The organism is Malaciobacter pacificus, from assembly GCF_004214795.1.
Lineage (GTDB): Bacteria > Campylobacterota > Campylobacteria > Campylobacterales > Arcobacteraceae > Malaciobacter_A > Malaciobacter_A pacificus.
This window is the reverse complement of the sequence record NZ_CP035928.1, coordinates 436,390-455,115: the sequence shown is the minus strand read 5'-3', so window position 1 is coordinate 455,115 and position 18,726 is coordinate 436,390. Positions and strand designations below refer to the sequence as shown.

The 18,726-nt window shown below is 27.0% G+C and carries 15 protein-coding genes and 1 pseudogene; 5 read left to right on the top strand and 11 right to left on the bottom strand.

Annotated features, from left to right (window positions below; all coding sequences use genetic code 11):
• Positions 1-101: 101 nt before the first annotated feature.
• The 7 genes and pseudogenes from APAC_RS02295 to APAC_RS02270 form a co-directional block, all read right to left on the bottom strand.
• Positions 102-1,277 carry a transposase gene (locus tag APAC_RS02295; RefSeq protein ID WP_130232576.1) on the bottom strand — a complete coding sequence of 392 codons (1,176 nt, stop codon included), beginning with the start codon at positions 1,275-1,277 and terminating at the stop codon, positions 102-104.
• Positions 1,278-1,475: 198 nt separating this feature from the next.
• On the bottom strand, positions 1,476-1,886 hold the full coding sequence (locus APAC_RS13550) for a CZB domain-containing protein (RefSeq protein WP_474537504.1): 411 nt from the start codon (positions 1,884-1,886) through the stop codon (positions 1,476-1,478).
• A pseudogene (locus APAC_RS13545) lies at positions 1,878-2,360 on the bottom strand (methyl-accepting chemotaxis protein); the annotation flags it as partial. The pseudogene APAC_RS13545 and the gene APAC_RS13550, both read right to left, overlap by 9 nt.
• 600 nt (positions 2,361-2,960) lie before the next feature.
• On the bottom strand, positions 2,961-4,112 hold the full coding sequence (locus APAC_RS02285; protein WP_130232575.1) for a BaiN/RdsA family NAD(P)/FAD-dependent oxidoreductase: 1,152 nt from the start codon (positions 4,110-4,112) through the stop codon (positions 2,961-2,963).
• Positions 4,097-5,362, bottom strand: coding sequence for an ArsS family sensor histidine kinase (locus APAC_RS02280; RefSeq protein ID WP_130232574.1), 1,266 nt, complete (start codon positions 5,360-5,362; stop codon positions 4,097-4,099). Before APAC_RS02280 ends, APAC_RS02285 begins: the two co-directional genes overlap by 16 nt.
• Positions 5,359-6,039, bottom strand: coding sequence for a response regulator transcription factor (locus APAC_RS02275; protein WP_130232573.1), 681 nt, complete (start codon positions 6,037-6,039; stop codon positions 5,359-5,361). Before APAC_RS02275 ends, APAC_RS02280 begins: the two co-directional genes overlap by 4 nt.
• A gap of 11 nt (positions 6,040-6,050) precedes the next feature.
• Entirely contained in the window at positions 6,051-6,545 is a 495-nt protein-coding gene (locus tag APAC_RS02270; RefSeq protein WP_130232572.1) for a Spy/CpxP family protein refolding chaperone, read from the bottom strand.
• Positions 6,546-6,744: 199 nt separating this feature from the next.
• Here APAC_RS02270 and APAC_RS02265 point away from each other — a divergent pair, with 199 nt between their 5' ends.
• Complete coding sequence (locus APAC_RS02265; protein ID WP_130232571.1) at positions 6,745-8,442, top strand: diguanylate cyclase; 1,698 nt, start codon at positions 6,745-6,747, stop codon at positions 8,440-8,442.
• A 13-nt stretch (positions 8,443-8,455) separates the two neighbouring features.
• Here APAC_RS02265 and mfd read toward each other — a convergent pair whose 3' ends face one another.
• The 4 genes from mfd to APAC_RS02245 all read right to left on the bottom strand — a co-directional run bounded on the left by mfd (position 8,456) and on the right by APAC_RS02245 (position 13,001).
• A complete protein-coding gene (gene mfd / locus APAC_RS02260; RefSeq protein WP_130232570.1) occupies positions 8,456-11,443 on the bottom strand; it encodes a transcription-repair coupling factor in 2,988 nt (995 codons plus the stop codon).
• On the bottom strand, positions 11,443-11,757 hold the full coding sequence (locus APAC_RS02255) for a hypothetical protein (RefSeq protein ID WP_130232569.1): 315 nt from the start codon (positions 11,755-11,757) through the stop codon (positions 11,443-11,445). Before APAC_RS02255 ends, mfd begins: the two co-directional genes overlap by 1 nt.
• An 88-nt stretch (positions 11,758-11,845) precedes the next feature.
• A complete protein-coding gene (locus tag APAC_RS02250; protein WP_130232568.1) occupies positions 11,846-12,745 on the bottom strand; it encodes a ChaN family lipoprotein in 900 nt (299 codons plus the stop codon).
• A gap of 10 nt (positions 12,746-12,755) precedes the next feature.
• The gene (locus tag APAC_RS02245; protein ID WP_130232567.1) at positions 12,756-13,001 is read right to left on the bottom strand and encodes a hypothetical protein; all 246 of its coding nucleotides are present in this window, start codon (positions 12,999-13,001) and stop codon (positions 12,756-12,758) included.
• Between the two features lie 168 nt (positions 13,002-13,169).
• Between APAC_RS02245 and APAC_RS02240 the strand changes: the two genes are divergently transcribed.
• The 4 genes from APAC_RS02240 to APAC_RS02225 all read left to right on the top strand — a co-directional run bounded on the left by APAC_RS02240 (position 13,170) and on the right by APAC_RS02225 (position 18,724).
• Positions 13,170-14,375 (top strand): ATP-binding protein, encoded by a 1,206-nt coding sequence (locus tag APAC_RS02240; protein WP_130232566.1) that lies wholly within the window; start codon positions 13,170-13,172, stop codon positions 14,373-14,375.
• A gap of 284 nt (positions 14,376-14,659) precedes the next feature.
• The gene (locus tag APAC_RS02235; protein ID WP_130232565.1) at positions 14,660-16,915 is read left to right on the top strand and encodes a sensor histidine kinase; all 2,256 of its coding nucleotides are present in this window, start codon (positions 14,660-14,662) and stop codon (positions 16,913-16,915) included.
• On the top strand, positions 16,912-17,994 hold the full coding sequence (locus tag APAC_RS02230; RefSeq protein WP_130232564.1) for a hypothetical protein: 1,083 nt from the start codon (positions 16,912-16,914) through the stop codon (positions 17,992-17,994). Before APAC_RS02235 ends, APAC_RS02230 begins: the two co-directional genes overlap by 4 nt.
• A complete protein-coding gene (locus APAC_RS02225) occupies positions 17,987-18,724 on the top strand; it encodes a hypothetical protein (protein WP_130232563.1) in 738 nt (245 codons plus the stop codon). Before APAC_RS02230 ends, APAC_RS02225 begins: the two co-directional genes overlap by 8 nt.
• Positions 18,725-18,726: the final 2 nt, after the last annotated feature.

Genomic DNA, 18,726 nt, shown 5'->3' with positions numbered 1-18,726 from the left:
TACCGCTTTATGGGTCAATTTTAGATAAAAAACTATTATTGGGTGCGTGCTTGATGGTTGAGTTTTAAAAATGGCTAATTTTTAGTGTTTTTAGCTAAAAGTTATGTTACCAGTTTCAAACTCTGATGAATACAAACTGATAAAATACCAAATGCTAAAACAGAAGCTACTTTTGTAGCTCCTTTATAATAAATATTACTGCATCCAAAGTCTTCTTTGAGGTATTTATTTACACGCTCAACCATACTTCTTTGGTTATAGTGATGGGTATCTAAACTTTGAGTAAGGTTTAGAATTTTAAATTTCTTTTTTTCATCTTTTATAAGTTGAATTTTTCCTTTTAACTCTTTGGAGTTCTTCGGATTGATATCAATAAGCGGTCTATGATTTAGTTTTTTGGAAAAATCTCTGATAATATTGCTGTCGTATCCTGCATCTTGTAAGTCATAAAGATATGATACTTTTTTGCTTGTCTCGTTTATAAGAGGAAGTGCTACTGAGCTATCATGAACATTTGCCCCTGAATAAATAGCAGTAATAGGGATATCTCCATCTACTACACTGATATGGAGTTTCCCTCCTATCCATGTTTCAAAGTTGCCTTTGGAATTCTGTTTTCTTCCAACTCCACACTGCGTTGATACCAAAGATAGCATCTGCTTTGTGGTTTTCATATCTTCTTGTTGCTGCAAGATACTGGGTGTTTTAGGCTCTCTTGTTTCACCTTTTTTAGGTCGTCCTCTTCTTTTTGGTTTAAACTTTTCTTTTTCTACTTTTACAGGTTTTTCTCTCAGTGGTATTTTTGTTGCATCACTTGCATTATAAAAAAAGAGTGTATCCCTTAGATACTCCTTCACAAACTGCTCATGCGTCTTTTGTGCAATTTTAAGCTCACTGAGCTCCTTAAAGACTCTACTAAATTTAGACTCACTTGGAATATCGTTTTTATATCTCCACCCACACAAGATCCTCAGCGTTCTATCACTATGAAGTCTATCGATAAGGTCTCTGGTTGTTTGGATATTGTAAACACTCTTTGCAATAAATGCTCGTGCAATCTCTTCTCTATGCTTTGGAGTGTTTGTAATAGATACGACAGTGATATTTTTTTCAATCGCAGCAAAGTCTAATATCTTAATAAGCTTTTGCTCTTTATTTGACAACTCTTCTAATTGAAGCTCTCTTTTCAAAGAAGGAAAAAGTGAATTTTCAAGATTTAAAACCTTAGTCCACATTTTAGATAGACTTGAAGATATTTTTGGTAGAATAATTTCCATAAGTTGAATCGCTCTTCTGTTAAATTTTTGTAGTAAAAAATTATAACTTATCTGAAGTTTGATTCAACTTTTTAAAATTTAAATCAGCTTAAATTACGGGTTGTTTTTTATAATCTGCAAGTGGCTCTAGAACACTTAAAATTTCTGTTTCATCATCAACAATTGCAATAGAATATTTTTTATTCATCTTTTTTTCCTTTAATTAAATAGCTTTTGAGCTGCTTCTTTCATCACAGTCTCATTTTTCTCTTCTAAAATTTTATCTAGATAAATAAATACATATTCACTAGCATCTTCAACTAACTGTATCTTATCTTCAATTAATTGCTTAGAACAAGAAACCGAATGACCTGAACACTCTTTAGCTAAAAGGTTTGCTTGGTGGTGAACTGTATGGTGGTATTTTTCTAAGCCTTTATAAGAAGGAACAAAACTAAACTCTTCTTTCCCTAATCCTGTATCGTACCATTTACCTAATCTACAATTATGGTGGTCAACTGCTTTAAAGTTGTTATCATTACCAAAAATTAATTGGTATAAATTATTTTTGTAAATTACGTGGTCAAGTTTTGCAAGATTTATAAAGATTTTATTTGAGATACTTTCCACTTCATATACAGATCTATTTGCATTTTTTTGGAAAGTCGTCATAAGTTTACTTAACACGGCAATTCTTTGCTTTGTTTCATTTACAACACCTGAAACTTTTTTTGAACTTGTTTCTATTCGTTGTGTTTCAGCTTGAATTGATGTAACAACATCTTTGATTTGTTTTGCAGCATCTGCACTTCTTGTTGCAAGATTTCTAACCTCTTGTGCAACTACAGCAAATCCTTTACCAGCTTCACCAGCAGTTGCAGCTTCAACAGCTGCGTTTAATGAAAGAATATTTGTTTGGAAGGCAATTTCTTGGATTATATTAATTACTTGTGCAATATCTTTACTTTTTTCAACTAAGGAATCAACAACTTGATTTTCTACTTCTAACTCTTCATGCAATAAATCTGAATCAGCAACAATTTCCTTTGTAAGATTTAAACCTTCAGTTGAACCTTCAGCTGTTTCATTTGATTCAGTTGCCATACCTTTAAGTTCTTCAAGTAAACTAAGATAAGTTTGTTGTGTATTATCTAAAGCTTTAGTTACATTAGCACTATGTCTTTGTAGAAGTCCGCCATCTTTGTTGTCATGAATTGAAGTTTTCTTTAGTGAGACAATATTGAAATCTTGATATTGTTTTAGTGACACATTTGCCTCATAATCTTCCATAATAAGTCTATCACTTCTATTTACTACTGCATCTAAAACAATAGAGTAATCTTTTATATTATTTCTAGCTAAATTATTTGCAAATATAAGATTGTTATCTTTGTCAAAGGCAACAAGACCTTCTTCTTGAGAATGAACTGCTATTTCTTTATAAAGTTGTACTTCTTTTTTAAGAGACTCCTCTTTTTCTAATAATTTTAGAGAAAACTCTTCTTCTTTTTTTTGAATTTCTAATTCTTTTAAATTCAACTGGTTTTGTAATTTTTCAATCTATTCTTTTAAAGAGAGGTTCTCTGATTCAAGCTTTTTATTAACAAATAACATTATTTAGCCTTATATATACAAGTTTTTTACATATTATAGTAAAGCTTTTATAAAAAAATAATTATTAGGAAAAGTTATTTGTAAAAGAAATTAATTCTTATTTAGATACTCTGCACACACAGTACTTTGAGAAAAATATATTTGAAAATTAAATCCACCTAATTCTCCTGTTATATCTAAACACTCTCCAATAAAATATAAATCTTTTTGTTTTAAACTTTCAAAACTTTTATGATTTATTTCATCTGTGCTAATTCCACCTTTTGTAACTTCTGCTTTTGTATAACCAAAATTACCAGCTGGACTAAACTCATAATATTTCAAAACTTTAAGTTTTTCTTTTTCTTGTTCGCTTAGTTGACTAACAGCAATATCTTTTAAATCAATTGATTTTAAAAACTCTTCAGTAAATCTTTTTGGAAAAGGAAAAGCAGCTGAAATTTTTTTATTACTTCTTAAAAAACTCTCTATTTTTTTATTAGGTAAAAAATCAATTGCTATTTTACCTTTGTTCCAATATAAAGAAGTTGTTAATGTAACCGGACCTGAACAGCCCTTATGTGCAAATAAAAATGAACCTTCAAACCTTTTATTATCTACAAAAGTATGAACAAGAAGAGAAATCCCTGAAAGATTTTTAAACCAAAATTGCTCTTTTTGAACTGTAAATCCAACTAAAGCTGGGTCAAGTTTACTTATAGTATGACCAAATTTTTTAGCTATATCATAGGCAATTGAACTTGCATTTAAAACAGGATAAGACAAACCTCCACTTGAGACTACAACCTTCTTTGCTTCAATTATGTTTTTATCTGTTTTGATTTTATAGTGATTATGAAAATCTACATCAAGCACTTTTGTATTTAAAAACTTTTTTACATGTGTAGTTAGTTTTAAAAACATATCTATAACATCTTGACTAGATTTACAAAAATATGTTCCCTTTACAATCTTTGGATTAATTTTTGGAAAAACTTCATTTTTAGCTAAGAAGTCTAATAAATCATCTTTAGAGAATCTTTTTAATAACTCTTTTACTAAATTCTCATCTCCAAGGTAGTTCTTATATGTTACCAACTCATTAGTAATATTACATTTAGCACCACCACTAACTTTGATTTTTGAACCAACTTTAGGATTTGCATCTATAATACAAATATTTTTAAATTTTCTTTTATCTAATTTTGAAGCAAGCATTAACCCGCTCGCTCCAGCACCTATAATAGCTATATCGTAGATAATATTTCCTTCTTACAAATAAATCTGTTAATTCCATCAACATATTCATATTTTAGTGTGTAGTCATTTGCTTTTAAAATATTGTGAACTATATATAAACCTAAGCCAAAAGAGTCTTTTGATTTATCCTCATTGCTAAAAAATGGTTCAAAATATTGTTCTAATTCAAATTCTAGTTTTTTACCATCATTTTCAAAAATAATATCTTCATTTTGAGTCTTAACAGTAACTTTTTTATTATCTGAATATTTTAAAGCATTATCAATCAGATTTTTTACAGCAATTGAAAATAGTTTGAAATTAACATTTATTTTTTTATTTTCGTGATTATAAATAACATCATCTTCTTCTAACATTAAAATATCAACTGCATTTTCTAAAATATCATTTAAAAAATATAATTTTTTATCTATATTTTTTGTAGAAGATATTAATTCTTCAATTGAAGCAAATTCATTAATTAAAGATTCAAGTCTATTAAATACTGATTTTAATTTTTCATTATTATCTTCACTTTGTTCTAATTGAGTTAAAAATTTTCCTTTAGTGATTGGTGTTTTCAATTCATGCATAATATTTCTAATAAATACATTTCTAGCTTCTTTTAAATTTTTAAGTTTTAAAGCTGATTTTTTAAACTCCATTCCAAGTTGCGAAACTTCATCTTTACCATTACTATTGCAACACTCAAAATCAAAGTTCTCATCACCTAAAGTTTTTACTTTATCTTTTAATATTTTAAGAGGCATTAGTTTTCTAAGAGTTATTAAATATACTAAAATAATTGTTATAAATATAATTGAAAAAACCAACATAATATATATATTTATATTCTCAATACTATCACTTTTAGGGTTATTATCTTTTATTAAATATGTCCAAGCCCTTCTTTGAGACTTTATATAAATATAAGTATTATCTCCTAATTTTAAGACTCTTAATAAATCATTTTTTTTGTGATGCTTTTTCTCTACAACAACTTTAGTTTGAGGATTATAAGTAATAGCATTAACTTTATTTTTATCTAAAATTAATTCATAATTCATTTCAAGAAATTTATTATAAAATTTTTCATCAAAACCATACTTAGACTGTTTTAAAACTAGTTTTATTGGATATTCATATTTGTCAAAAATTGCCATTTCTTTTATTTTATAACCATGTGTCATAAGAATAAAAAAACTAATTACTACTAAAAGTAGTGAAATAATAAAACTAACTGTTATTGTAAAAAATATTGATGATCTATTCATTGTGTAAATTTATATCCCATTCCTCTAATTGTATGTAAAAATTGTGGTTCTCTTGGATTGTCTTCTATTTTATGTCTAATTCTATTTATAATAACGGCTAAAGAACCCGTGCTATCATAATCTTGATTTAGTAAATCAGAATTATCAAAAATCTCTTCTCTAGAGATTACAAATCCTTCTCTTTTTATTAATAAACCCAAAACCTCAAACTCAGCTGCTGTTAGTTTAACATATTTTCCATTTTTTGTAATCTCGTTTTTATCAAAATCTAATTCAAAAGTCTTTTTTGAAATTTCTTCATTACTATTATTAGAGTGATTAAATCTTCGCAAAATTGTTTTAATCCTTACTTCAAGTTCTCTTGGGTCATATGGTTTTGGTAAGTAATCATCAGCACCTAATTGTAAAGCTGTAACTTTATCAGTTAAATCACTTCTCGCACTTGAAATAATTATAGGAATATCAAAGTTTTTTACTATCTCTTTACAAACATCTAACCCATCCATACCAGGAAGAGTTAAATCTAAAATTATAAGATCAAACTTTTGAACTTTTAAAGTAGAAAGAGCCAAAAATGGCTCTTCAAAATTTGTTACTTCAATATTAAATTGCTTTAGGTATTGAGTTAATACATCTGCTAATTCTAAATCATCTTCTACCATTGCAATTTTTATCAAAATATTTCCTTTTATTTATTTGAGATTCTTTCCATTTTTTTATCTAAAAAACTCTCTTTTTTTTCTTGCTTTAAATCCATTAAAACTTTTAGTTGTTCTTTTTGTTGAGAAGTTAATAATGCATAAGATTTTTCTAAAGCTTCTGCTTTAGATTTTAACATATTCTCTCTTTTTTGACTAATAATTTCTATATATTTTTTCTTGTCAAATGAATCTTTAGTAAATGCATCACTAGCATTCTTTTGATTTTGTTTACTTTCAAGCATTATTTTTTTGATTTCAACTTTTTGTTCATCTGTTAAATTTAATTGCTTAAATAGTCCAAAAATATGACCTTCTCTATGATTTTTCATATCTCTCATTTTTTTATGATGTTTTTTATCTACTTGACAAGATTTTTTGTAACAATCTTTTTGACCATCTTTTATTTGACAATTTGCAAAAAGAGTTGTACTAGCAACACTACATAATAAAAGACCTGTTAATACTTTGTTTTTAAATTTCATTTTTTATCCTTTTTTATTTGATATATGAAATTATGACATGTAGATTTTAACAATTATTAAATTTTTTATTAACGATTTTTTAACAAAAATAACAATTTAATAACTCTTTTACGAAATAGGAGATTTTTTCTCTGATTTTAAACTTTAAATTCAAATATATAATTTTTTTTTAGCTATAATAAAATAAAAAAGTAAATTTATGTCATTATCAAACTTCTTTACAAAATTAATTTTCTTGATTGTAAGTATTTGTATTATTTTAGCATTCGTTTTTACTATTTTATTTCAAAATGCAAGTTTCCAAAAAGAGAAAGAATTAAAAAAAACTGAGGTTACTGAAATAAAGAAAAATGAAGTAAAAAGAGAAGTAGAAAGAGTTATTAATTATATTAAATACAGAAATTCAAATACTAAAACATCGAATATACAAGATTTAACTCAATTACAAAATGAAATTCTACAATGGATAAAAACTATTAGATTTGGTGATAATGGATATCTATTTGTTAATACATTGGATAAAAAAGCATTACTTTTTGATGGTAAAATACAAAATCCAGCAATTATATATCCTAATAATGAGTTAATGAATCTTCAATTAAAAATTTTAGAAGACGAAAAAAATAATTTTATTGAATATAAATTCAAAAAATTAAATAATGAAAAACTATTTGAAAAAATTGCATATATCCAAGTTTTCAAAGAGTGGGGATGGATTATAGGAAGTGGTTTTTATTTAGATGATGCTACAAAAGAGATTGAGAATAAAAATTTTATCTATGAAGATATTATTTATAATGAATTAAAATCAGTAAGTATTGTCTTTGTTTTACTATTATTAAGTTTATATTTTTTATCAAAAAAAATATCAACATATATAAATCTTAACATCAATAATCTTATTTTAGAGTTTAAAAAAGCTTCAAAAAAAAATAAAAAAATAGAATACGAGAATTTGACATTTAATGAATTTATATCTTTAGCAAAAAATATTAATGAAATTTTAGAAAAAAAACTTGAGGCTGAAAATAAATTAAAAGATCATTTAAAAATTTTAGATGAACATATAATTTCTTCAACAACTAATTTAGAAGGAAAGATAACTTCAGTTAGTAAAGCCTTTTGTGAAGTATCAGGATACTCAAAAGAAGAACTAATAGGAAATACACATAAATTAGTTAGACATGATGATATACCTGATGAAATCTACAGAGAACTTTGGAATACAATAAAAGCAAAAAAAACATGGAGAGGAGAGTTTAAAAATCAAAAGAAATCTGGTGAGATTTATTGGGTTGAAGCTATTATAGAACCGTTAATTCAAGAAGATAAAGTTGTAGGATATACTTCAATTAGACATAATATTACAAATAAGAAAAAAGTCGAATATTTATCAATTACAGATGAATTAACACAATTATACAACCGAAGGCATTTTAATACAATAATTGAAGAAGAGTTAAATAGAGCAAAAAGAAGAAATGACTATATATCTTTTTTAATGCTAGATATTGACTATTTTAAAAAATATAACGATGAATATGGACATCAAAAAGGTGATAAAATTCTAAAAGAAGTATCCCATGTATTAAAAGAGAGTTCAAAAAGAGTCAGTGACTTTGCCTTTAGAATCGGAGGAGAAGAGTTTGCATTGATTTTTTCAAGTGTTGAAAAAGAAAACTGTTTAAACTTTGCACGTAGTATAAAAGAAGAAATTGAAAACTTAAAAATTGAAAATATGAATAGTGAGATTTCAAATTACTTAACTGTATCTATTGGACTTGTATGTAAAAAAGCAAATGAGATAAAAGACTCTAAAGAGCTTTATAAGGCAGCTGATGTAGCACTTTATGAAGCAAAAAATAGTGGAAGGAATCAAATTAGGATAAAAGATTAGTTATCTTATTACCCTAACTTCTTAAATACTTCATTGTAGTTGCAATAATATCGTCATCATCTTTGCTTGGAGATTTTATAGTCTCTTTTGTATCATCACCTTTTACAAAAGTAATATTCATCTCATATGAACTAATTGTTTGAATACCTTTACTAAGTGCTAAAATTTTAATTAAAATTAATTCAATAAACTGTTTAGTTGGAATATCTGGTTTACCAAATCTATCTTCCATTTCTTCTTCAATTGCATATACCTCTTGATTATCATGAGCTTTACTAAGACGTCTATATAATTCAAGTCTAACTCTATCTTCACTGATATACTCATCACTAATATATGCAGAAATTGCTAGTTTAATATCAACTGATTTTTTCTCTTCTTTTGTTTCGCCACTTAAAGAGGCAAGTGCATCTTCTAACATTTTTAGATATAAACCATATCCAATTTGTTTAATATGCCCACTTTGTGCTTCACCGATAATATTTCCACCACCTCTGATTTCTAAATCTTGGTGAGCTAAAGCTGTACCACTTCCTAAATATGAGTTAGACTCTAGGGCAACTAGTCTTTTGATTGCATCATCAGTGATTTGTTTTTTATCTTCAACAACGTAGTAACAAAAACCTTCTTTATTACTTCTTCCAACTCTACCTCTTAATTGGTGTAAATCTGCAATACCAAATCTATCAGCACCATCGATGATAATTGAGTTTGCATTTGGTAAGTGAAGTCCAGATTCAACAATAGATGTTGCAAGTAAGATATCAAACTCTTTGTTTTCAAAGGCTTCAATTAGTTTTTCAGCATCTGCTGGTTTTACTTTTGAGTGGATAATCTCTATTTTGATATTTGGAACAATCTCTTGAATATCTGCTTTTTTAGCTTCAATTGAAGCGATGTTATTATGCACATAAAAAAGCTGTCCACCTCTTCTTTTCTCTCTTAAAATAATCTCTTTAATTAACTTATCACTATACTCTTTTACATAAGTTCTAACCCCTAATCTCTCACTTGGAGGTGTTAGTAAAGCACTCATACCTTTTAGTTTTGATAAGGCTAGATTTAGAGTTCTTGGAATTGGAGTTGCACTCATTGAGAAAATATGCACATCTTCTCTTAATTGTTTTAATTTCTCTTTTTGTTTTACACCAAACTTATGTTCTTCGTCAATTATAACAAGTGCTAAATCTTTTGTTTTAACACTTAAAAGTGAGTGAGTTCCAATAACCACTTGGATATCTCCACTTTCAAGTGCTTTTTTAACTTCATTTTTCTCTTTAGTTGTTGATTTTCCATCAAGTTTAGCAACTCTTATTCCAAACTCATCAAATCTTTTTTTAATACCTTGGAAGTGCTGAGAAGCAAGAAGCGTAGTAGGACATACAAAAAGTGTTTGATGACCATCTAATACAACAGCTAACATTGCATTCATAGCAACTTCTGTTTTTCCAAAACCAACATCACCTGAAAGAAGTCTGTCCATAACTCTACCACTACTTAAATCATCAAAGATTTCTCGCACACTTCTTTTTTGATCTTTTGTATATTCAAAGCCTGAACTTTTAGCAAAATCTTCAAGTGTCTTTTTATTTGTATTGATTTTTATACCATTTACTAACTCTCTAGCTGCTGCCATTTTAATAATATCATTTGCAATAGCAAACAATCTATCTTTTACTTTCTCTTTTAACTTAGCAAAGCTTCCTTTACCAAGCTTATCAACAACCGCATAAGAGCTTCCATCAGCTACATATCTATCAATTAAATCGATATTTTCAACAGGAATTAAAAGCTTATCATCCCCTGCGTACATAACAATTACGAAGTCTCTTTTAGCTCCCATAACTGTTACTGGTTCAATACCTTTATACTGACCAATACCATGCTTCTCATGTACTACAAAGTCGTTTAGTTGAAGTTCATCTAAAACTAGTTTTACTTTTTTCTTTCTTCTTTTTTTAATCTCTTTATTTAGTGAAAGTATTACTTCAGAGTTTGAAACAAGATTTATGATTTGATTATCAAATAAGTAGTTAATATCTTTATCATTTAAGTCTAAATTAAAGCCTTTAACTTTTGCTTCGCTACTAGAGATAATAGTAACTTTTTTACCAGAATGGAAAGTTAAAAACTCTTTGATATTAGCTGGGGCTACTTCTTGGTAGTTTCTACTTTGAATTATTTGAGGAATAGTTAAAAACTTATCTTTGTCTATTCTTTTTTCTTCAAATACATAAACTTCTTCAAGCTCATCAAGGGCTTCTTTTGTGATATATGAGCTTAAATTTTGAGGTAAATACTCACCTAAATCATTTAGATACCAAAATCCAAGTGAGTGAATATCTTTAATAAATGCATCAGTTTGAACTGTTTCTATTTGTTCATTTATTTGCTCAAATGTAGCTTCATCTAGAGCAAGAAAAGCTGGAGAAATAGAAAACCCTTCAATCTCTTCTTTAAAAGATTTTTGATCTTCAATATCAAATTTTCTAATACTTTCAACTTCATCATCAAATAATGAAACTCTATAACCAAACTCACTTCCAAGTGGGCAAATATCAATAATATCTCCCCTAATAGAAGCTTCTCCCTCACTTGTAACAATATCTACAAAGTAGTATCCCCAATTGTAAAGTTTTGATTTGAACTCTTCTAAATTTATTGTATCTGCAAAATTTATTTCAAAGCTATCAAAACATTTTTCTTTTGGTAAAGGAAAAGAGATAGTTCTAATTGGTGAGATTAAGATTTTGTCTTGTTTTTTATAGTTATAGTAGCTATTTAAGGATTTTGTAATCTCTTGTAATTCTTCACTAAATGATAATAAATCATCACCAAAATTTGCCCTAAAATCACTTAAAACAAATGGTTTAAATCCTAAAAAAGAGACTACATCACTAGCCATTTGAGCTTGAATGTCATCATTTACAATTAAAAGTTGACACTCTTTTAGTCTTTTATCTGCTTTTAAATTTTTTAAATACTCAAAAATATTTTTCACTATTTAGCTTCTTCTTTTACTTCTTCAAAGAATCCTGTTTCCTTGTCATAATAATATGGAGGATAAGGTGTTTCATTTAGCAAAAATACTAAATTTGCATTTTCAAACCCTGCTTTTTGTAAAGCCTCTTTGAAAATTTCTAAAATAAAAGCTTTTGTAGTAACTAAAGTTGTTGTAGAACTAGATGTATAAACATGCTTCTCTCCTTCAACTTCTTTAAAACTCTTTCTTTTTAAAAACTTTTGTAATTTTTCTTCATCTTGAAGTCCGCCTACATCAAGTAAAACTAATACTTCTATTTCTTCAACTGCCACATTATTCCTTTATAATTATTAGAAAATTAATATATGATTTTTTAAACAACATTGTATTTAAATTAGCATTAATATGATATTTAAGAAATCACTCATAAATATAGATCACATCTGCTTTACTAGCTTTTACTTTTATATCTTTTTCTTTTAAAATTTTTTCATTTGATATTGTAAAAAATGGAAGATTACTAAACCTTGAGAATCTCAAAGGTATCCCTAAATCATGTTCAATATGCATAGCACCTGCAAAAACTATAAGTTTATCTTTTGGTGATTTTAATGAAAATTTAGAAATTTTAGCTACATTTTGTGCCATGTAAGTATCCCAAGATACTTGAACTCTATACATTCTTTCTTCACATTTTTCATCTGTCTTTTGTGGTATTTTTGAACAATGAGATAAATAAGGCATCACAAAATTTCTATGAACACTTACATTTAAATCTAAACTATCATAAAATATCTTTTCCTCATTATTCATCTTATCAAAACTCTTTAATGATATTTTTTTTCTATCTTCTTTTGATAAGTTTATACCATAAAGCTTTCCATTATTTTTTTTAACAATTTCATACAATGGTTCTACATATTCCCATTTAAAACTTGTAAACTTTTCCCATTTTCTTCTATTTTTTAATTCTTGTGAGTCAAAAACATCATTAGTATAATTCTCTAATAACTTATCATGGCTTGGAGAAAACCACTCATTAGCTAAATGTAGTTTGTAGTTCTTTTTATCAAGTTCTATTAATAAACTTTCAAAAAAATCATGGGTCTTTTTAGTATTATGATGATCTCCAACAAAAATTATAGGATAGTGTTCTATTTCCTTAACTAATTCCTCAATAGAGATATATTTTGCTTGTTTTAAAGAATAAATACCCTCTTTTTTTTCTAAATCATGAGTAAAAGATAGTGTTGACTTCTTTTGGCTACAAGCAGAAAAAAGAAAAATTGTTATAATTAAAGTTAATATAATTTTTATCATCTATCCTCTTTTATTTACAACAACCACTACCACAACACTTAAGTGCTTTTTCCAATGGTTTAACTAAAGAGATACTAAATGTATCAAAAACTTTTAAGACTTGAAATGAATGTTTTTTACAAAACTCATTATTCATAATTTTATTCATTTTTAGTGCGAAATTAAGTGCATCTTCTTCATTTTCAAATTCACTATGTACTTCTAACTCACTTTTTTTAAAACAATTACATTGATTATTTACTATTACTTTATACATAAGATACACTACCAAATTTAAGATTAAATAAATATTTTAAATCATAATTGATGAAATACAAAGATTACCTAATTAAACATATAAATATGTATTTTATTAACATAGATTATATATTTCAACTAAAAAATGATATAATCGTTTAATTAACTTTACTACTAAAGGATAATAATGAAAAGTCTACTAAACAACTTATTTGAACTATCTAACAAAAAAGTACAAAACAGTACTATCAAATACCATCGTTTTTTATACGATAGATTATTAGCTAGTGAATCAAAGTTTAGTGGTGTTTATGGCTCTAGGGGTGTAGGTAAGACAACATTATTGCTTCAAGTTGCACAAGCTTTAGAATATAAAAGTGATGAAGTACTTTACATTTCATGTGATCATCCACATTTAGCAGGTGTATCTCTTTTTGAATTGGTTCAAGAATTTGTTAATTATGGTGGTAAATGTATTTTGATAGATGAAGTTCATGAAGCTAATGATTTTGAGCAAGAACTAAAAAGTATATATGATTTTTTAGAAGTAAAAGTTCTATTTTCAGGTTCAAGTACAATCAAATTAACAAACCCTAGTTTTACAAGAAGATACGGGATGTATCATTTACCAATATTATCGTTTAAAGAATTTTTGGAACTAAAGTTAAATAAAAACTTTGATTCTTACAAATTGGAACATGTATTAAAAGACCATGTTGATATCGCAAATGACATTATTAAAAAGCTAGATAATGAAAAAATTTTAAAACACTTTGAGCAGTATTTAAGGATTGGGGCTTATCCATTCTATTTTGAAAATAAAGATAGTTACACACAAATGGTATTAGATACAATTAACACTATTCTTCATACTGATTTAGGTTCAATTCACAATATTTCAGGGGATAAAATAAGTACATTAAAAAAGCTTTTAACAAGTATTTGTGTGTCAAATCCTCTTGAACTTAGTATTGAAAGCCTAGCACAAAAAGTTGGATTATCAAAAGTTACTCTATACAAATACATAGAACTACTTCATAAAGCAGAATTATTAAGACATATTGTATTTGAAGGCAAACGATTTAAATCAATGCAAAAACCTGATAAACTTTATTTATCTAATACAACACTGTTATCATCGCTTTGTTTAGAACCAAAAATAGGAACTTTAAGAGAAAGTTTCTTCGCTTCACAAGTTAGTGTTAATAGTTCTATATACTATGTTGATAAAGGTGATTTCTTAGTAGATGAAAAATATACTTTTGAAATTGGTGGCAAAAATAAAAGTTTTGAACAAATAAAAGGTATTAAAAACTCTTATGTAGTTGCGGATAGTATAGAAGTTGGATTTAAAAATAAATTACCTCTTTGGCTATTTGGATTTACATATTAAATATCAAAAAGATTCTGATATGTTAACTCGAGAATATACTGAACAGCTAGAAGATCTATTTGACAATAAAGAAATGGAATGACCCCGATAGTGTAGACAATTTTTTAAACTATATACAAAATGAAAATTTACTATAAGTCTATAATATTACTATTATTAAAAATCAAATACTTTTATATAAATATTTATTATTACAATAGAATTAATAAATTCTTATGATTGATTTTATATTATCAAATATAAAATAAGATAAAATACATTTCATATATTTTATAGGAATATTAATGCCAGAGAAAATAAGAAAAGAACTAGAAGAAGTTCTAAAAAATGAGCCTAACAACTATTCTAAAATTTTAGAATTATCCAATAGCCTATCGAAATTTGATGAAAAAAATGTTAGATTTTCTGTCGATGCAGGAATAATTAACCGTTTAGGAATGGAACTTGTTGCAAGACATGAAACAGCAGTATCTGAATTAGTAAAAAATGCCTATGACGCAGATGCAACCCATGTTAATATTGTATTTAAAGACTCTTCTTTAGGTGGAGGTACTTTAGAAATAGATGATAATGGGTTAGGTATGACTAAAGAACAGTTAGTTAACGGTTTTATGAGACTATCTTCAAGTGAAAAGTTACACTTTCCCATGTCTACACGATATAATAGAAAACGAGCAGGGAAAAAAGGTATTGGACGTTTTTCTGCTCAAAGACTAGGTAAGAAACTAACTATTATTACACAAACAAAAGATTCTCATAAAGCATTAAAGGTGACTATTAAGTGGGATAACTTCCTTGGTGATCTCGACTTATTATCTATTACTAATGAAATTTCATATACTGAAAAGACTAAAGAAGAAGGTACAACATTAATTATAGAGCAGTTAAGAGATAACTGGACTAAAGCACAAATTCAAAGAGTATATAGATATGCTTCTGAAGTATTACAGCCTTTTCCTCTTTCTAAAACTAAAAAAGATTTAAAGAATGATGATCCAGGATTTAAACTTAAATGTATTAGTCAAGAGAATAACAAAAAAACAATTATTGCTGACGAAAAAAACATGTTTTTTAAACATGCTTTAGCTGAGATTACTGGTAAAGTTGATAATGAAGGATATATGTATTTAACATTAAAAAGTTCAAAGCTTGGATATAGAGAGAGGACTTTTTGTTTAAACGAAGAAACTCCATTTGAAGTGTTAAGGAATGTTTCTCTAAAAGCATATTATTTTATTTACAACAAGGGACTAATTCCAAAGCAAATTGAGACAGTAATTAGAGAAAAAGCCAAAACGCAAGGTGCAATAAGATTATATAGAAATGGTTTTAGAGTTTTACCTTATGGTGAATCAGATGATGATTGGTTAGGGTTAGATCAGTCTATTGCAAGAAGAACAGTTCTTCCAGTTCACGGTAATATAAATTTTTTTGGTTTTATAGAAGTTAATAACGATTATGGTGAACAATTTGAAGAGACATCAAGTAGGGAAGGCTTGTTAGATAATGAAGCATTTGAAGAATTAACTGATTTTGGGTATATGATACTTACAGATGCAGTAACTAAAATTGGTGCAGAAAGAGGTGTGAAAACACGAACAAATGATAAAGATTGGCAAAAAGAACCAGAAGAAATAATTGATGATGCAATTATTGAATTAAAAGAAATAATTGATACCTCTGTCGAAAGTCAAAAAAAAGAACCAACAATTAATCAAAATAAATTGATAGAATTAGCGCAAGATCTTGAAAATGCACAAAAAGAACAAAAAGAACAGAAAAAAGAATTTATAAAGGAAATGAACCTTTTAAGAATCCTAGCTGCTTTAGGTTTAACTATTGGAGAGTTTATTCATGAAATAAAACAATACCAAGGTGCCCTACAACATGATATAAAGAATGTTGAAAATAGCTCCTCTTTAGAACATGCTTTGCAGGTTAATGAAAGAATTAAAAAACACTTAGATGGACTATCAACTTATGTATCATATTTCGATGAAGCTTTTTCTGAAAATGTACAAAAAGAATTACAATCAATTGAACTAAGAACTGTTGTTCATGCTTTACAATCCACTTTAGAAGCAGACATATCAAAAAGAAACATAGAATTCATCGAACCTAAATTCAATGGATATAACTTATATACAATTCCAATGCATAAGTCAGAATGGGCATCTATTTTATTTAACTTCTATACTAATTCTCGTAAAGCAATTAACAGAGCAAAAGTAGATGGTAAAATATTTATAGAGTGTGGAAAAATTTACAATAATGTCTATTTGGAATTTTCAGATAATGGTGATGGTATACAACTAGAAAATAGAGAAAAAATTTTTAATGCATTTTACACAACAAGTGTTCCCGTTGGAAAGATTGTAAAAACACATGAAGAAATGACTGGTACAGGACTAGGATTAAAAATTGTTAGAGATATTATTACTAGTTATGGCGGTAAAATATTTGTAAAAGAACCTAAAAAAGGTTATTCAACAACAATTAGAGTAGAATTACCTTGGGATAAAGAAGGATTTAAAATATGATTAAATATTTATATATTGATGATGAAAGTAATGAAACAGTAGATTCATTTACTGATGGTTTAAAAGATGAAAATTTATTAATAGAATATAAACATGTTGATGAAATTAATTCAAAAGATTTTTTTATAGAGAATTTAAATAACTATGATGGATTACTTTTAGATTTAAGAACTGATGAGTTTTCTAAGAATTCAAATTTTACAGGTTCAGTTTGGGGTCAACATGTAAGAGATTTATCTACTGATTCAAAGCTTACGGTTAAAGATGTACCAATTGTACTATTTTCAACAGATTTAAAATTAAAGGCAACATATTTCAAAGATTTAACAAGTAATAACATCTTTGATAGGTTCTTAACTAAAGGTAGTACTCCTCCTAACGCAAAATCTAAACTAATTTCTTTAGCAAATGGATATAAACAGATTATTGTAGAAAAAGATTTTAGTAAGCTTTTAAATATTAATATATTAAATCTAGACCCAAGAATCTTTTCACGTTTTGAGGGTGGAGAAAATATTCCTAGCCATGAATATGCCCAAATGATTTTAAAAGAGCTTATTTATGCTAAAGGGATATTAATAAATGAGAAATATTTGGCAGCTAGATTAGGAATAGATAAAGATAGTTCTAATGACTGGAGTAAAATTAAAGAAGTATTTGAAAGAGCAAAATATACAGGTGTTTTCCATGATGGATGGAATAGATGGTGGATGTTTGAAGTTGATAAAATATTTAATGAAATATCTGGAACATACTTATCATACTTAGATGCAGAAGAAAGAGTTAATATTTTAAAAGAAAATCTAAAACTAAAGAATCTTAATGTTCCAAGTTTAATAGAAAAAAATGAAAGCTATGATTACTGGACTGTTTGTAAAGCATTAAAAAAACCTCTTGATCCACATGAAGGATTTAAAGTATATACTCGCTCAGAACCTAAAGAGTGGCAAGAATATGAATATATTTCTTTAGAGGCTTGGTTAACACAATCACCTGTTATAAAAAAGAAAAATATAGTTGTTCACCCTTCTGATAAAAATAAATTAAATATTAAACTTGAAAAGTATAACGATGAATAATGAATACATTATTCAAATGGCATCTGATTTATCAGAAATTGCAGAGCTTTTAACTACAGAAGGTATTGACTCATCACAGTTATACAGAATTAGTAATCAATTAAACCAAGTAAATAATTTTGAATATACATTATTACCTTTTAAAATAGACATTAATAAAGATAGTAAGTTTCCTAAAAAAATATCACACAAAAAGAGTGCTTCAAACTTAGAATTATTTTTAGATATGGATATAGAAGGAGATAATCAAGGATTAGAAAATGGGCTTGATCCATTTAAAAAGTTTTCATTAAACATTGTAATAAAAGGAAAAAATAAAAATAACTCAAGCAGTAAACTTCTCTATGCTGTTCATTTTGATAAACATAATGTAAGCCAAGGAGGGCATCAGGCACATCCAGTATATCACTTTCAATTTGGAGGGAATAGATTAACAGAAGATGAGAATAATAAAACTACAAATCTAGACTTTGGACAAGCACTGTTTTTAGATGCTCCAAGAGTTATGCATCATCCTATGGAATTAATACTAGTTTTAGATTTTATTTTATCAAACTTTTTTCCTGAAATATGGAATAAAATTAAAAATATTAAGCGATACAAAAAAATTCTTATTAAATATCAAAAGGATTTTATATTACCATACTTCAAGTCAGTAGTTAATCATTTAGAAAATACTACTTCAAGCTGGAATGCAAAAGATATATACCCTCAATTGGTAGGTAATTAGAA

Excerpts from the sequence above, each read along its gene's own strand:
- APAC_RS02295 (WP_130232576.1), bottom strand. The coding sequence starts at position 1,277 with ATGGAAATTATTCTACCAAAAATATCTTCAAGTCTATCTAAAATGTGG.
- APAC_RS02280 (WP_130232574.1), bottom strand. The coding sequence starts at position 5,362 with ATGAATAGATCATCAATATTTTTTACAATAACAGTTAGTTTTATTATT.
- APAC_RS02270 (WP_130232572.1), bottom strand. The coding sequence starts at position 6,545 with ATGAAATTTAAAAACAAAGTATTAACAGGTCTTTTATTATGTAGTGTT.
- APAC_RS02265 (WP_130232571.1), top strand. The coding sequence starts at position 6,745 with ATGTCATTATCAAACTTCTTTACAAAATTAATTTTCTTGATTGTAAGT.
- APAC_RS02250 (WP_130232568.1), bottom strand. The coding sequence starts at position 12,745 with ATGATAAAAATTATATTAACTTTAATTATAACAATTTTTCTTTTTTCT.
- APAC_RS02245 (WP_130232567.1), bottom strand. The coding sequence starts at position 13,001 with ATGTATAAAGTAATAGTAAATAATCAATGTAATTGTTTTAAAAAAAGT.
- APAC_RS02240 (WP_130232566.1), top strand. The coding sequence starts at position 13,170 with ATGAAAAGTCTACTAAACAACTTATTTGAACTATCTAACAAAAAAGTA.
- APAC_RS02235 (WP_130232565.1), top strand. The coding sequence starts at position 14,660 with ATGCCAGAGAAAATAAGAAAAGAACTAGAAGAAGTTCTAAAAAATGAG.
- APAC_RS02230 (WP_130232564.1), top strand. The coding sequence starts at position 16,912 with ATGATTAAATATTTATATATTGATGATGAAAGTAATGAAACAGTAGAT.
- APAC_RS02225 (WP_130232563.1), top strand. The coding sequence starts at position 17,987 with ATGAATAATGAATACATTATTCAAATGGCATCTGATTTATCAGAAATT.